This window comes from Devosia sp. ZB163 (genome assembly GCF_028613635.1).
Classification (GTDB): Bacteria; Pseudomonadota; Alphaproteobacteria; order Rhizobiales; family Devosiaceae; genus Devosia_A.
Genome location: NZ_JAQRMY010000002.1, coordinates 291,125 through 303,931 on the forward strand (window position 1 = coordinate 291,125; position 12,807 = coordinate 303,931).

Below are 12,807 nucleotides of genomic sequence, written 5' to 3' on the forward strand. Positions count from 1 at the left end.
GCCCCGCCTTTGCGGCTGCCTCATGCGTGGCAGCCTTGTCCCCTGAACCAGCCTGCATTCGGATGGCTCCCGCGTGCTAGCGGCGTCCCCGGCGAACCGGATCATGCCGTCGTGCTTTCGGCCTGATGGCGGACGACTCCACCACCACCCGGTCTCCCCTGCACCAACCACTCGTCATGATCTCGCTTCGGTGCAGCGGACGAGTGGAAGAATCGCACGGGTGCTGGGGTGGGGGGACAAGTCGGCGGAGGGTGGGTCGAATCCCACACTCCCGGTGTCCGGCTCGCCCTGCCTCCGCCCCTTCTGCTCTTTGCGCTAGGCCCCGGCGTGACGCCCGTACTTCTGCGCCACCTCGTCGGCAAGTCGCCCACTCATCTCGGCGAGATGGTCGAACTCCTGCACGAAGCTGCCGACACCGGCCGTTGCCGAACGCAGCTCGACGATCAGGTCCTGCATCTCCGAGGCCGGGACCAGCGCGTGGATCTCGTCCCAGCCGTGCCAGCCATCCCGCGCATCCGAACCGACGATCTGGCCGCGCCGGCGCGGCAGGATGGCATTGATCCGCGCGGTGGCTTCGCTCGGGCAGCGCACCGTCACGTCCATCACCGGCTCGAGCAGTACCGGCTCGCATTGTGGCATGCCTTCGCGCATGCCGATCTGGGCTGCCTGGCGGAACGCCATGTCTGAGCTGTCGACCGTATGGTACGAGCCGTCGGTGAGCGTCACCGCCACGTCGACCACGGGGAAGCCGAGCGGCCCGCCCATGTCGAAATACTCGCGCACTCCCGCCTCGACCGAACTGATGTATTGGCGAGGGACCACGCCGCCGGTGATGCTCTCGTCGAAGCCCACGCCCGAACCACGCGGCGTCGGCTTGATGGTGAGCACCACATCGCCGAACTGCCCATGCCCGCCCGACTGCTTCTTGTGCCGGCCGCGCACATTGGCCGACTTGCGGATGGTCTCCCGGTAGGCGATGCGCGGCACCGAAGTGGTGATGGGCACGCCGTAGCGGTTGGTCAGTCGCTCCATGACGACGCGCAGGTGCATCTCGCCATGCCCTTCGAGCACGGTCTCACCCGTCTCCGGCACGTGGACGAGCCTGAGCGAAGGGTCTTCCTCGATGATGCGCTGGAGCGCGGCCGAGAGGCGCACGTCGTCCTTGCGCTCCCTGGGTGCCACGGCGATCGACATCATCGGCATGCTCTCGGGCAGTGGCGCGATGTCTGCGACCATTCCGGTCGACAGCGTGTCGCCGGTGCGGGCAGCCTCGACCTTGCCGAGTGCGACGGTCTCGCCTTCCTGTGCGGCGTCCCGCTTCTGCGTCTCCTGGCCCATGACCCGGAACAGGCCGGACACCTTGCTCTCTCGTCCATCTGCCGAGCGCAGCACCATGCCGTCGGTCACGCTGCCGGCAAGCACCCGGGCGACGCACATCTTGCCGCTGCGTGCCGTCTGCATGGTCTTCATGACCTGGACGACCGTGCCCGAAACGTCCTTGAGCCCCAGCCGCTCGCGGGTCTCCCGCACCGTCGGGGCTTCGTGCCGGATGGCCTTGAGCAGGCGGGTGATCCCGTTGCCGTGCTCGGCCGATCCGATGAACACGGGGCTGATCCTGCCGGCCCGCATCTCCGCGACGAGATCCTTGAACACGAGGCTCCTCTCGGGCTGCACATCCTCGAGCAACTGCTCCATCAGGGTGTCGTCGAAGTCGGCGATCTGCTCGAGCATCGCGGTGCGCGCCTCGATTTCGGCGGCCTTCTCGGCGTCGGGCAGTTCGATGATCTCGCTCTCCCTGGCCTCGTGGTAGACATGGGCGCGTTCGAGCGCGAGGTCGATGCAGCCCGTGATGACGCCTCCATTGGTCATCGGCAGCTGGCGCAAAACGAGGGGAACGCGGCTCGCCGGCTGCAGCATCTGCAGCACGTCGCGCACCGATCCCGAGAGCTTGTCGATCTTGTTGAGGAAGATGAGGTGCGGCAGCCGGCGTGCCTCGAGGTCGCGCAGGATCAGCTGCAGGGCAGGGACCTTCTTGGGGTCGGCCTCGGCCACCACCACGGCCATGTCGACACCGGCGAGGACCGGCAGGGCCTCATACTGGAATTCGACGGAGCCGGGACAGTCGATGAAGGTCAGCCGGTCATCCATGTAGGTGGTCTCGGCGACATTGACCTCGACGCTCATGGCGTTGGCACGGGCCTCCTGCGAGGCGTCGCCCACCATGTTGCCTTCCTTGGAGTGACCTTGTCGGTTGATGGCCCCAGTCCGCATAAGGATCGCTTCGAGCAGTGAAGTCTTGCCGCTCGCGAACGGCCCCACCAGCGCGATGCACCGGGGCCCGGCTTGTCTGCCGTTGTCGTTTGCCATCTACTCCTCCTCGTTCGTGATTTGTTCGCTCTGCGCCGTCCTCCCGGGTGCGTTTTCCTCGCACCCCTGAGGCGCGTCCGCGGCTGCTACTCTAGCGCTCCCGAAGGGCGGAGCCAATCGGTGGGCGACAGGCGTACATCACGTTCTTCCTCCGCAATCGGCCGCACTGCAGCCATGCGGAAACCGCCTTCCCATCGCCATGTGCTGGTGCTATTGACCCTCGCCAACCCGCAGCAGGGCTTCGAGTCGCCGGCTGCGGGCTTCCGTTTTTCTGATGCGAGAAGGGAAGGGCCCGACCCTTGGCGAAGATCATTACCTCAATCACCGGCGAAAGCGCGCTCACGTTCGATGACGTGCTGCTGCAGCCCGCGCACTCCGACGTGCTGCCCACGCAGGTGGACATCCGCACCCGCGTGACCAAGGACATCTCGCTCAACATCCCGATCCTCAGCTCGGCGATGGACACGGTGACCGAGAGCCGCATGGCCATCGCGATGGCCCAGGCCGGCGGCATGGGCGTGATCCACAAGAACCTCGATATTTCGGTGCAGGCCGAGAACGTCCGGGCCGTGAAGAGCTTCGAGAGCGGCATGGTGGTGAACCCCATCACCATCGGGCCCGACGCCACGCTCGCCGATGCGCTGTCGCTGATGGAGATGAACCGCATCTCCGGCATTCCGGTAGTCGAGAACGGCGGCACGGGCGGCCGGCGGCTCGGTCGGCTGGTCGGCATCCTGACCAACCGCGACGTGCGCTTTGCCTCGAACCCCAACCAGCCCATCTCCGAGCTGATGACCTATGAGCGGCTCATCACCGTGCGCGATGGCGTCAGCAAGGAAGAGGCCAAGCGCCTGCTCCATGCCCATCGCATCGAGAAGCTGCTGGTGGTCGACGACGATGGCCGTTGCGTGGGGCTCATCACAGTCAAGGATATCGAGAAGGCCCAGCTCAATCCCAATGCCGTCAAGGACGAGCAGGGGCGCCTCCGCGTCGCCGCCGCTTCGGGTGTCGGCGATGCCGGCTTCGAGCGCTCGCTGGCGCTGATCGACGCGGGCGTCGACCTGCTCGTGATCGACACCGCCCACGGCCATTCCGACGGCGTGCTGAAATCGGTCGAGCGCGTCAAGCGCGAGAGCAATTCGACCCGCATCGTCGCAGGTAACGTCGCGACGGCCGAGGCCACCAGGGCCCTGATCGACGCCGGCGCCGACAGCGTGAAGGTCGGCATCGGCCCGGGCTCCATCTGCACCACCCGCATCGTCGCCGGTGTCGGCGTGCCGCAGCTGGCGGCCGTGATGGCCTGCGCCGAGGAAGGCGCAAAGCAGGGTGTTCCGGTGATCGCCGACGGCGGCATCAAGTTCTCGGGCGACATGGCGAAGGCCCTGGCCGGCGGCGCGAGCTGCGTCATGGTCGGCTCGCTCCTCGCCGGTACCGACGAGAGCCCGGGCGAGGTCTACCTCTACCAGGGCCGCTCCTATAAATCGTATCGCGGCATGGGCTCGGTGGGCGCCATGGCCCGCGGCTCGGCCGATCGCTACTTCCAGCAGGAAGTGAACGACAGCCTCAAGCTCGTGCCCGAGGGCATCGAGGGGCAGGTGCCGTACAAGGGCGCCGCCGGCAACGTGCTGCACCAGCTGGCGGGCGGGCTCCGCGCCGCCATGGGCTATACCGGCGCGCACAACCTCGAGGAGTTCCGCGACAACGCGACGTTCGTCCGCATCTCCGGCGCCGGCCTCAACGAGAGCCACGTGCACGACGTCTCGATCACCCGGGAGAGTCCGAACTACCGCGGCGGCAACTAGGCCGCCCCGATGGCGCCCTGGCTGATCGCCGCCATCCTCGCCCAGGGCGCACTCGCCCTGGGGCTGCTCTGGTACCTCGGCACCATCCGCATCCCGATGGTGATGAAGGGCGAGGTGCGGATCGACGACATCGCGCTCGAGCGTCAGGGCTGGCCGAAGCGCGAGTGGCAGGCCTCCAACGCCTTCGACAACCAATTCCAGCTGCCGGTGCTGTTCTACGTCGCGGCCGGGCTGGCGCTGTACTTCGGCCCGACCATCTTTGAGGTCATGCTGGCCTGGCTGTTCGTCCTCACCCGCTACGTCCACGCCTTCATCCACGTCACCGACAACCACGTGATCCGGCGGTTCTTCGCCTATTTCGCCGGCCTGCTGCTGCTCTGCGTGCTCTGGCTCGACCTGGGCGTGCGGCTGTTCCTCGCTTGATCCGCGTGACGCATCGTGTCACGGACGCGCTGACGAACTGAGGATACCTGCATGAGACTGCCCGGCCGGATCGCTGCCGCCATCGATGTGCTCACCGATATCGATGCGCACAAGCGCCCGGTCGCCGAGGCGCTGAAGGCCTGGGGGCTCGGCAACCGCTTCGCCGGGGCCGGCGACCGCGCCGCCATCGGCAACCTCGTCTATGACGCGCTGCGCCGCCGCTCTTCGCATGCATGGGCCATGGGCGAGGACACGCCGCGGGCCCTGGTGCTGAGCGTCGTCGTGCGCGAATGGGGCGAGAACGTCGAGGAGCTCAACCAGAGCCTCACCGGCGACCGCTTCGGCCCGGGCGAGATCACGCCCGAGGAGACGGCACGCCTGACCGCCGCCGATCCGCTGGCAGGCGCCCCGGACCATGTTCGCGGCGATGTGCCCGAATGGGTCGTGCCGCATCTCGCGGCGAGCTTTGGCGACGACTGGGTCGCCGAGGCCGAGGGTCTGGCCGGGCGGCCGCCGCTCGATCTCCGGGTCAACACGCTCAAGGCTAATCGCGACAAGGTCGCACGGGCGCTTGGGCGCCTCGCTCCAGAGGCCGACGTGCGGCTTGCCGAGGGCATCCGCTTTCCGGCCGGAACGCGCGACAGCCGCACGCCGAACGTGACCAGCGAGGAAGGCTACCTCAAGGGCTGGTTCGAGGTGCAGGACTTCGGCAGCCAGATCGTTGCGGCGCTGGCGAGCCCGCGCGGCGGCGAGCAGGTGCTCGATCTGTGCGCCGGGGCAGGGGGCAAGACCCTCGCCATGGCGGCTGCCATGCAGAACCGCGGCCAGATCTTCGCCTATGACAGCGACCGCACGCGGCTCGCGCCGATCTACGACCGCCTGAAGCGCGCCGGCGTGCGCAACGTCCAGGTGCGCCAGCCCGGGCCCGGTGCCCTCGATGATCTCAAGGGCAAGCTCGACCGCGTCGTCGTCGATGCGCCCTGCACGGGCACGGGCACCTGGCGGCGGCAGCCGACGACGAAATGGAAGCTCACCCCCGAGCAGCTCGCGACGCGCATCGAGGAGCAGCGCGCGATCCTTGCGGACGCAGCGACCTACCTGAAGCCCGGCGGCACGCTCGTCTTCATCACCTGCTCGGTGCTGCCCGAGGAGAACATGGGGCAGGCGACCGCCTTCCTCGCCGCCAATCCCGATTTCACCGCCGTTCCCGGCAACAAGCTGTGGATGAGCCATTTCTCCGGGGCAAAGCTCAGGGCCCGCTTCTCGCCCGAAGGCGGCGTCTCGGTGACGCCCCACACCACGGGAACGGACGGCTTCTACACGATCGCCATGCAGAAGGGCTGAGCATGCCGCGCGTACCCATGCAGCTTTCGCCGTGGTGGCTGATCGGCGGGTCGATCGCCGTCATGGTGCTGGCCGGCGTCTTCGCCTGGTTCGCCCTCCCCGGGGCCAGCGCCAAGCACCACTTCGTCTCCCCAACGGGCCGGGTCGCGCTCGATGTCGGCGAGACCTGCGGCGAGGCCGTATGCGACCGGCGCATCACCGCCGAGATCGTGGCGCCCGACGGCAGCAAGGCCCGGCGCGGCTGTGCCTTCTCGCTGCCCGCGACCCACCTGGTCCTGCTCAACGCCTATCCGCTCTGGGCCTCGGACGAGCAGACGGTCGACATCGTCCATGCCGACTCGGACGGCCAAGGCGGCAAGTTCACCATCGATATCGCCCGCGACTGCACCATCACCGAGTGAACCCGAGTGGTGCTGGCGCGTTGACAGCGCATGAGAACCTTGACCCAGACCGACCTCAAGTCCCCGCGCAGCCTCATCATTCTGGCTGTGTTCCTCGCCGTTGTGATCGGCGTCGGCGCACTGATCGGCTTCTCCACGGCACCCACCGAGTGGTACGCCGGGCTCCACAAGCCGCCGTTCAACCCGCCGAACTGGCTGTTCGCCCCGGTCTGGTTCGCCCTCTACGTGCTGATCGCCGTCGCCGGCTGGCGCACCTATCTGGCCGAGCCGGGCGGCACCGCGATGAAGCTCTGGTACGCCCAGATGGGGCTGAACTGGCTGTGGTCGCCGGTGTTCTTCAGCCTGCACCTGCTCTGGCCGGCCTTCATCGTGATCCTCGCGATCTTCGCCCTGATCATCGCCTTCATCACCAACCGCGCCTACCGCGATCGGATTTCCGCCTGGCTGTTCGTGCCCTACGCGGCATGGGTGGGCTTCGCGAGCCTGCTCAACCTCGCGATCGCTGCCCTCAACTAGCTGCCGGCGAGAACGTCGCGTCCTTCAGCGGGCGGCGTTCCTTGCCGCGCGCCCAGCGGATCACCGGTTCCTCGAGCATGTAGTAGGAGAGGTGCGCGACCACGATGGTGATGAGCGTGATCAGCGTGCTGGTGATCAGGAAGCGCATGGGCTCGGTGGCGGCGCCGTGGTCGATCTGAGGGTCCCAGAAGATCCGCACCAGCTCCAGAACCGGGTAGTGCCAGACATAGATGCCGAACGAGATGCGGGCCACATAGCGCGCCGCCGGGTTGTCGAGCAGCCGCCCCAGCATCGCGCTTGAGGGCGCCGCCGCGAGGAACAGCCCGCAGGCCAGCACGAACCACGGGAACCCGTAGGGCACGCCCAGCCAGCCCCAGCTGTCGCCGTTCCGCATGCCCATCTGGAACATGATCCGTTCCATGCCCCAGGCAAGAGCCGCCAGGGCCAGCACGTCGAAGACGAAGTTGCGATGCCGCGCCCAGCGCACCTGGATGCCAGCGGCGAGGGCGCCGACGGCGAACATCGCGAAGAAGGCGAACGGGTTGTAGCGAGGCATCCAGTACTTGGCGCCGCCGATGAGCCCATAATCCCAGCCGCGCTCCCGCATGTCGACGCGGTAGTAGCGGGCGAACAGCCAGTGCGCGAACAGCGCCAGCGCGATGACGCCGATCCAGGCCAGCCGCGACTGCCAGCCCTGTCCCAGCCAGCCCGCCATCCAGAACAGCAGCACGAAGCAGAGCGGCAGCAGCACGTAGGAAGTCACTTCGAAGCTGATCGACCACAGCGGGCCGTTCACCTCGACAGGAAACAGCGTCACCCAGTGCCAGTCGGCAACGGTGAAGAACCCGGCGAGAAACCGCAGCACCAGCTGGCTGTCGAGCCGGAAGCCGAACACGGTGATCGAGAGAACGAAGGTCACGGCGAGCGCGAGCCAGAACCCCGGCAGGATGCGCGCCGCACGCCGGATGGCATAGGTGCGCAGGGACGGCATCGCCTCGCCCTTGTCGAGCGCCTGCCAGAACGGCCGGGCGAGAAGGAAGCCGGAGAGCACGAAGAACATCGCTACGCCGAACGTGCCCATCTGCGCGAAGGGGCGGAACCACTCCATCCAGGTGAGGTCGTCGCGCCAGCTCATGCGCTGGGCCAGGTGATGGAAAAGCACCGTGAGGCAGGCGGCGGCGCGCAGGAAATCGGCGCCGTCAAGGCGGCTGGCAGGCATCGAAAGTCCCTCCGGCAGGCTCGCGATCTGAACGCCGCGTTGCCTATGAAATCGATTTCATTTCGCACCGTCGACGGTGTGAGTGCAAGCGCTGTTTCTGTTCTCTCAGTACGGCAAGTCCGGGAAGGATAGCGCGGGCGGGGGCTCCCCGTGCGTCACAAGATCGTAAGCGGAGGCGCTGCCGGACAACCAGTACCCGGCGGCGGGCCGCGCTCCCCGGCGGACGAAAGTCTCGGTGCGAGTCGATTCTGACCGGGAGCCAATTGACGACGCCCTGGTGAGGTATCTTTACTTCCGGCGCGCATAATACCTTCGGGACCAATAATGTTGTCGGATCTCGTCTCGCAGCTGACCGATCCCGGTCATCTGCTTACGCATCTGCCCTACGCGCTGCTCGTACTGTCGATGCTCATGAACGACATGGGCTGGCTGCGGGCGATCGCCATCGCGGCAGGCCTCATCCGCATCGTGAACCGGGCCTTCATCGATATCGACCCGGTCATCGTGTTCTGGGAGTCGATCTTCGTCGGCGTGAATGTCGTGCAACTGCTGGTGCTCTGGTACTACGCCAAGCGCCATCGGTTCACCGACGATGAGCAGCGCTTTGCTGCAATCATGCCCGCAGGCATCGACCGGCGCAGCATCCGGCGCCTGCTTCGGCTCGCACAGATGCGCCACGCCGATGCCGGCGCCAGGCTCACGCTCGAAGGACAGTCGGTCAACGAGCTGCTGTTCCTCGCCGAGGGGGTGGCGCAGATCGAGAAGGGCGGCCGGATCATCGGCGTCTGCGGTCCGGGCGACTTCCTTGGCGAGATGAGCTTCGTCTCGGGCGCGCCGGCCTCCGCAACGGCCGTGGCATCGCGACCGGTCCGCTATCTCGCCTTTGACCAGAAGAAGCTGCGAACCGCCGTCGACGCCGACGCCGATCTGAGGCGCGCGATCGACGCGAGCCTCAACTCCAACCTCGTCGGCAAGCTCGCCAAGGCCAACGCGGTGGGATCCGCATGACGACGGCACGTCGCCCACGTAGATTTCGGCACCGACCAACCGTCGATGCCGCAAATGCGATCGGCAGCTGAGACTTGCGGAATCCCCGGGAGCGCTCTATTTCCGGGCCATGCAAGACATCGCTGCCGCCCCCGCTGAATCCATCCTCATCATCGATTTCGGCTCGCAGGTGACGCAGCTGATCGCGCGACGCCTGCGCGAGACCGGTGTCTACTGCGAGATCCACCCGTTCCAGTCGGCCGGCGAGGCCTTCGCCCGCATGAAGCCCAAGGGCGTCATCTTCTCGGGCGGCCCCGCTTCGGTGACCGACGAGGGCAGCCCTCGCGCACCGCAGGCCGTGTTCGACTCGGGCGTGCCCATCCTCGCCATCTGCTATGGCCAGCAGACGCTGGCGCTGCAGCAGGGTGGCAAGGTCGAGGGCGGCCATGCTCGCGAGTTCGGCCGTGCCGATGTCGAGATCAGGGAGCCTTCGCCCCTCTTCGAGGGCTTCTGGGAGGTCGGCGGCCGCTATCCGGTCTGGATGAGCCACGGTGACCGCGTCACCGAGCTGCCGCCCGGCTTCAAGGTCGTCGGCACCTCCGAGAATGCCCCGTTCGCCATCGCCGTGAACGAGGACAAGCGCTACTACACCACCATGTTCCACCCCGAGGTGGTGCACACCCCCGATGGCGGCAAGCTCCTCCAGGCCTTCGTGCACAACATCGTCGGGCTGAAGTCCGACTGGACCATGTCGGCCTATCGCCAGCGTGCCGTCGACAAGATCCGCGCCCAGGTCGGCAAGGGCAAGGTCATCTGCGCGCTCTCTGGCGGCGTTGACAGCTCCGTGGCCGCGATCCTCATCCACGAAGCCATCGGCGACCAGCTCACCTGCGTCTTCGTCGATCACGGCCTGATGCGGATGAACGAGGCCGACGAAGTCGTCTCGATGTTCCGCGACCACTACAACATCCCGCTCGTCCACGTGGATGCCGCCGACAAGTTCATCGGCGCGCTCGAGGGCGAGTCCGACCCCGAGACCAAGCGCAAGACCATCGGCCGGCTGTTCATCGAGGTGTTCGAGGAACAGGCCAAGCGGATGGGCGGCGCCCAGTTCCTCGCCCAGGGCACGCTCTACCCCGACGTCATCGAGAGCGTCAGCTTCTCGGGCGGCCCGTCCGTCACCATCAAGAGCCATCACAATGTCGGTGGCCTGCCCGAGCGCATGAACATGCAGCTTGTCGAGCCGCTGCGTGAGCTGTTCAAGGACGAAGTCCGGGCGCTCGGCCGCGAACTCGGCCTGCCCGACCGCTTCGTCGGCCGCCACCCGTTCCCGGGCCCCGGCCTCGCCATCCGCCTGCCGGGCGGCGTGACGCGCGAAAAGCTCGACATCCTCCGTCGCGCCGACGCCATCTATCTCGACGAGATCAGGAAGGCCGGGCTCTACGACAAGATCTGGCAGGCCTTCGCCGTGCTGCTGCCGGTGCAGACCGTCGGCGTGATGGGCGACGGCCGCACCTACGAGTTCGTCTGCGCGCTCCGCGCCGTGACTTCGGTCGACGGCATGACGGCGGACTTCTTCCCCTACGACATGAACTTCCTCGGCCGCGCCGCCACCCGCATCATCAACGAGGTGCGGGGCATCAACCGGGTCGTCTACGACGTGACGTCGAAGCCGCCGGGAACGATCGAGTGGGAGTAGGCACGAGGCCCGCTTCCGGCTTGCGAGGTCAACCGCCACCCTCGATGGTCAGGTAGGCCCGGTCGAAGCGCTTCTGAACTAGATCAGGGCGCGGCATGATTACCAGGGCGGTGCCCATGTCACCCCATATCCAGCCGGCCACGCCATCGGTGGCCAGTTGGAACAGCAGCACCTGCTGGACGTCCACTGGATTGATGTTCAGGTAGGCGTATTCCTGTGCCCAGGCGGATCGCAACGCCGGCGGCGCGTACGCGCTGACCCTCATTTGGTCGGGCACATCCCAGCCGATCGTCGGCAGTCCACCCATGCTGTGCTCTCCCGGGCGGACCGGCGCGTATAGGTCGGTCGGAGTACGCCGCGCGACTAGCTCGATCGGAACATGTGGCAACGCCGGCGCCGTCCCCGGAGAGGCTCTATGGCGGCGGTCCAGAAAGTCGATCTCGATCTCCGAACCCTCATGTCGTGCCGGGCCCCTCTCGAGCACGTGGAGTATTCGGCTGTAGGGCTCGCCCCCTACCGGCAGGGCATCGAGAAAGAGCAGCAACCAGCCCTCGCGTGGGCCGATGCCACCCCACAGCATCCGGGGCAGATCGGAGCAGCATATCTGGGCAACGAACACCATCTTGCCCGATGGTCCTTCGGGCCAGGGCTGATCCGCGGGCATTTCCGGCATGCCGCCCAGCCAGGATCGGGCTGCCGCGGAGCCCGTCTCGTCCGAAACAGGCTGAAGCACGACCTGTGTCCGGAAGTCCGCATGCTGCAGTAGCGGTTGAGGGACGAAGAAGTCGGTAATCGGCAGTCCGGGATGTGAGTTTTCAGTTGAAGCCACGATTGAGATCCGCCTGTTTTCGGCCAGCGATGCTGCGCCCCAAACAGATGTCTGACGCATTGACGCTCGGAACTCTAGTTCGAGGAATCACCGATGATTTACAGAGTCTTGCGGTGACAACAGAGCATCAGGGTCGCATCAGGCGCTGTGGTTCGGGCGCTGAACGTGCGAGAGTGGCCCCGCAGAGTCGGCTGGTCGGCTCCTGTCGCCGGACGGACCGCCCCTGAACCCAATGCAGCCTGAGTCTGACGAACCCAAGACAAAAGCCGGCCCACGTGCCAGCGCAATCCGGGCTGCCTATCTCGTCGCCGGCTTCGTGCTCCTTGCCCTGGGTATCATCGGGGCTTTCCTGCCCGTGATGCCGACTACCATTTTCATTATCCTCGCCGCCGGGTGCTTCGCCCGCTCGTCGGAGCGGCTGGAGGGCTGGCTGCTGAAGCATCCCCGCTTCGGCCCGACCATCAAGGCATGGCGTGCCGAGGGGGCGATCTCGCGGCGCGGCAAGACGCTTGCCTGCAGCGGCATGGTGCTCGGCTACGTGCTGTTCCTGATCGGCGCACGCCCCGGCCTGCCGGTGGCGCTCTTCGTGCTGGCGGTGTTCGTCGGCTGCGCCTGGTTCGTGCTGTCGCGCCCGGAGCCCTCGGGCCGCTAGCCGCGTACCTGGATCGTCACGTTGCCGCTGCCGTGCTTGTTCACCAGGCTATAGAGCCGCCGCGCGTGATCGGGCGAGAGCCGCACGCAGCCATGCGATGCGACGCGGCCCAGCCGCTTGGTGTCATAGGTGCCGTGGATGGCGTAGCCGCCCCGGAAGAAGATCGCGTAGGGCATCGGCGAGCCGTCGTACTTCTTGGAGTAGTATTCCTTGTACATGCGGGTTACGCCATAGGTGCCGCGGGGGGTGGCATAGCCTTTACGTCCGGTTGATACCGCCCAGCTATGGACGCGCTCGCCCCCGACGTTAACCCTCATCCGCTGGTCCGAGATGTCGATGACGATCCCGACATCAGCGGCCAGACTGGGGGATGCAAGCAAAATGACAGACAAGATAAGTAAAATGCGTCGCAACATTTCTGCATACTCTTGCTGATATTGTCCAAAGCTTGATCGGTACCTGTTGCTGACTGGTTAAGACGAAGCATCGCATATATTGGCTCGCGTGCTCGTGAATGCGCGCGATCAACTTGCGAGCGTGGTTGCTCGCGAGCTGTCGTTTCTTTCAT

The 12,807-nt window shown here is 66.5% G+C and carries 12 protein-coding genes; 8 read left to right on the top strand and 4 right to left on the bottom strand.

Annotated features, from left to right (window positions below):
• Positions 1–315: 315 nt before the first annotated feature.
• Complete coding sequence (locus tag PRN20_RS09640) at positions 316–2,367, bottom strand: elongation factor G (RefSeq protein WP_273957109.1); 2,052 nt, start codon at positions 2,365–2,367, stop codon at positions 316–318.
• Positions 2,368–2,666: 299 nt separating this feature from the next.
• Here PRN20_RS09640 and guaB point away from each other — a divergent pair, with 299 nt between their 5' ends.
• From guaB to PRN20_RS09665, 5 genes are read left to right on the top strand one after another with little or no spacing between them, the layout of a single operon-like run.
• The gene (gene guaB, locus PRN20_RS09645) at positions 2,667–4,169 is read left to right on the top strand and encodes an IMP dehydrogenase (protein ID WP_273957110.1); all 1,503 of its coding nucleotides are present in this window, start codon (positions 2,667–2,669) and stop codon (positions 4,167–4,169) included.
• Between the two features lie 9 nt (positions 4,170–4,178).
• On the top strand, positions 4,179–4,592 hold the full coding sequence (locus tag PRN20_RS09650; RefSeq protein WP_273957111.1) for an MAPEG family protein: 414 nt from the start codon (positions 4,179–4,181) through the stop codon (positions 4,590–4,592).
• A 51-nt stretch (positions 4,593–4,643) separates the two neighbouring features.
• Positions 4,644–5,936: an RsmB/NOP family class I SAM-dependent RNA methyltransferase gene (locus tag PRN20_RS09655; protein ID WP_273957112.1), complete on the top strand. Its 1,293-nt coding sequence runs from the start codon at positions 4,644–4,646 to the stop codon at positions 5,934–5,936.
• Positions 5,937–5,938: 2 nt separating this feature from the next.
• Positions 5,939–6,337: a hypothetical protein gene (locus PRN20_RS09660; RefSeq protein WP_273957113.1), complete on the top strand. Its 399-nt coding sequence runs from the start codon at positions 5,939–5,941 to the stop codon at positions 6,335–6,337.
• A 30-nt stretch (positions 6,338–6,367) separates the two neighbouring features.
• Positions 6,368–6,853, top strand: a complete 486-nt coding sequence (locus tag PRN20_RS09665; protein WP_273957114.1) for a TspO/MBR family protein — start codon at positions 6,368–6,370, stop codon at positions 6,851–6,853.
• On the opposite strand, the gene PRN20_RS09670 is transcribed toward PRN20_RS09665, so the two are convergent.
• The gene (locus tag PRN20_RS09670; RefSeq protein ID WP_273957115.1) at positions 6,846–8,072 is read right to left on the bottom strand and encodes an acyltransferase family protein; all 1,227 of its coding nucleotides are present in this window, start codon (positions 8,070–8,072) and stop codon (positions 6,846–6,848) included. The two genes, PRN20_RS09665 and PRN20_RS09670, sit on opposite strands and share 8 nt — an antisense overlap.
• Before the next feature lie 324 nt (positions 8,073–8,396).
• Between PRN20_RS09670 and PRN20_RS09675 the strand changes: the two genes are divergently transcribed.
• The gene (locus tag PRN20_RS09675; RefSeq protein ID WP_273957116.1) at positions 8,397–9,080 is read left to right on the top strand and encodes a cyclic nucleotide-binding domain-containing protein; all 684 of its coding nucleotides are present in this window, start codon (positions 8,397–8,399) and stop codon (positions 9,078–9,080) included.
• A gap of 109 nt (positions 9,081–9,189) precedes the next feature.
• Positions 9,190–10,758: a glutamine-hydrolyzing GMP synthase gene (gene guaA, locus PRN20_RS09680; protein WP_273957117.1), complete on the top strand. Its 1,569-nt coding sequence runs from the start codon at positions 9,190–9,192 to the stop codon at positions 10,756–10,758.
• A gap of 28 nt (positions 10,759–10,786) precedes the next feature.
• On the opposite strand, the gene PRN20_RS09685 is transcribed toward guaA, so the two are convergent.
• Positions 10,787–11,647 (bottom strand): YwqG family protein, encoded by an 861-nt coding sequence (locus PRN20_RS09685; protein ID WP_273957118.1) that lies wholly within the window; start codon positions 11,645–11,647, stop codon positions 10,787–10,789.
• A 172-nt stretch (positions 11,648–11,819) separates the two neighbouring features.
• On the opposite strand from PRN20_RS09685, the gene PRN20_RS09690 reads away from it, so the two are divergent.
• Positions 11,820–12,239, top strand: a complete 420-nt coding sequence (locus PRN20_RS09690; RefSeq protein ID WP_273957119.1) for a YbaN family protein — start codon at positions 11,820–11,822, stop codon at positions 12,237–12,239.
• On the opposite strand, the gene PRN20_RS09695 is transcribed toward PRN20_RS09690, so the two are convergent.
• Positions 12,236–12,655, bottom strand: a complete 420-nt coding sequence (locus tag PRN20_RS09695; protein ID WP_273957120.1) for a L,D-transpeptidase — start codon at positions 12,653–12,655, stop codon at positions 12,236–12,238. The genes PRN20_RS09690 and PRN20_RS09695 overlap by 4 nt on opposite strands.
• Positions 12,656–12,807 lie beyond the last annotated feature (152 nt).

Excerpts from the sequence above, each read along its gene's own strand:
- PRN20_RS09650 (WP_273957111.1), top strand. The coding sequence starts at position 4,179 with ATGGCGCCCTGGCTGATCGCCGCCATCCTCGCCCAGGGCGCACTCGCC.
- PRN20_RS09675 (WP_273957116.1), top strand. The coding sequence starts at position 8,397 with ATGTTGTCGGATCTCGTCTCGCAGCTGACCGATCCCGGTCATCTGCTT.
- PRN20_RS09690 (WP_273957119.1), top strand. The coding sequence starts at position 11,820 with ATGCAGCCTGAGTCTGACGAACCCAAGACAAAAGCCGGCCCACGTGCC.
- PRN20_RS09670 (WP_273957115.1), bottom strand. The coding sequence starts at position 8,072 with ATGCCTGCCAGCCGCCTTGACGGCGCCGATTTCCTGCGCGCCGCCGCC.
- guaA (WP_273957117.1), top strand. The coding sequence starts at position 9,190 with ATGCAAGACATCGCTGCCGCCCCCGCTGAATCCATCCTCATCATCGAT.
- PRN20_RS09660 (WP_273957113.1), top strand. The coding sequence starts at position 5,939 with ATGCCGCGCGTACCCATGCAGCTTTCGCCGTGGTGGCTGATCGGCGGG.
- PRN20_RS09640 (WP_273957109.1), bottom strand. The coding sequence starts at position 2,367 with ATGGCAAACGACAACGGCAGACAAGCCGGGCCCCGGTGCATCGCGCTG.
- PRN20_RS09695 (WP_273957120.1), bottom strand. The coding sequence starts at position 12,655 with ATGTTGCGACGCATTTTACTTATCTTGTCTGTCATTTTGCTTGCATCC.
- PRN20_RS09665 (WP_273957114.1), top strand. The coding sequence starts at position 6,368 with ATGAGAACCTTGACCCAGACCGACCTCAAGTCCCCGCGCAGCCTCATC.
- PRN20_RS09655 (WP_273957112.1), top strand. The coding sequence starts at position 4,644 with ATGAGACTGCCCGGCCGGATCGCTGCCGCCATCGATGTGCTCACCGAT.
- PRN20_RS09685 (WP_273957118.1), bottom strand. The coding sequence starts at position 11,647 with ATGCGTCAGACATCTGTTTGGGGCGCAGCATCGCTGGCCGAAAACAGG.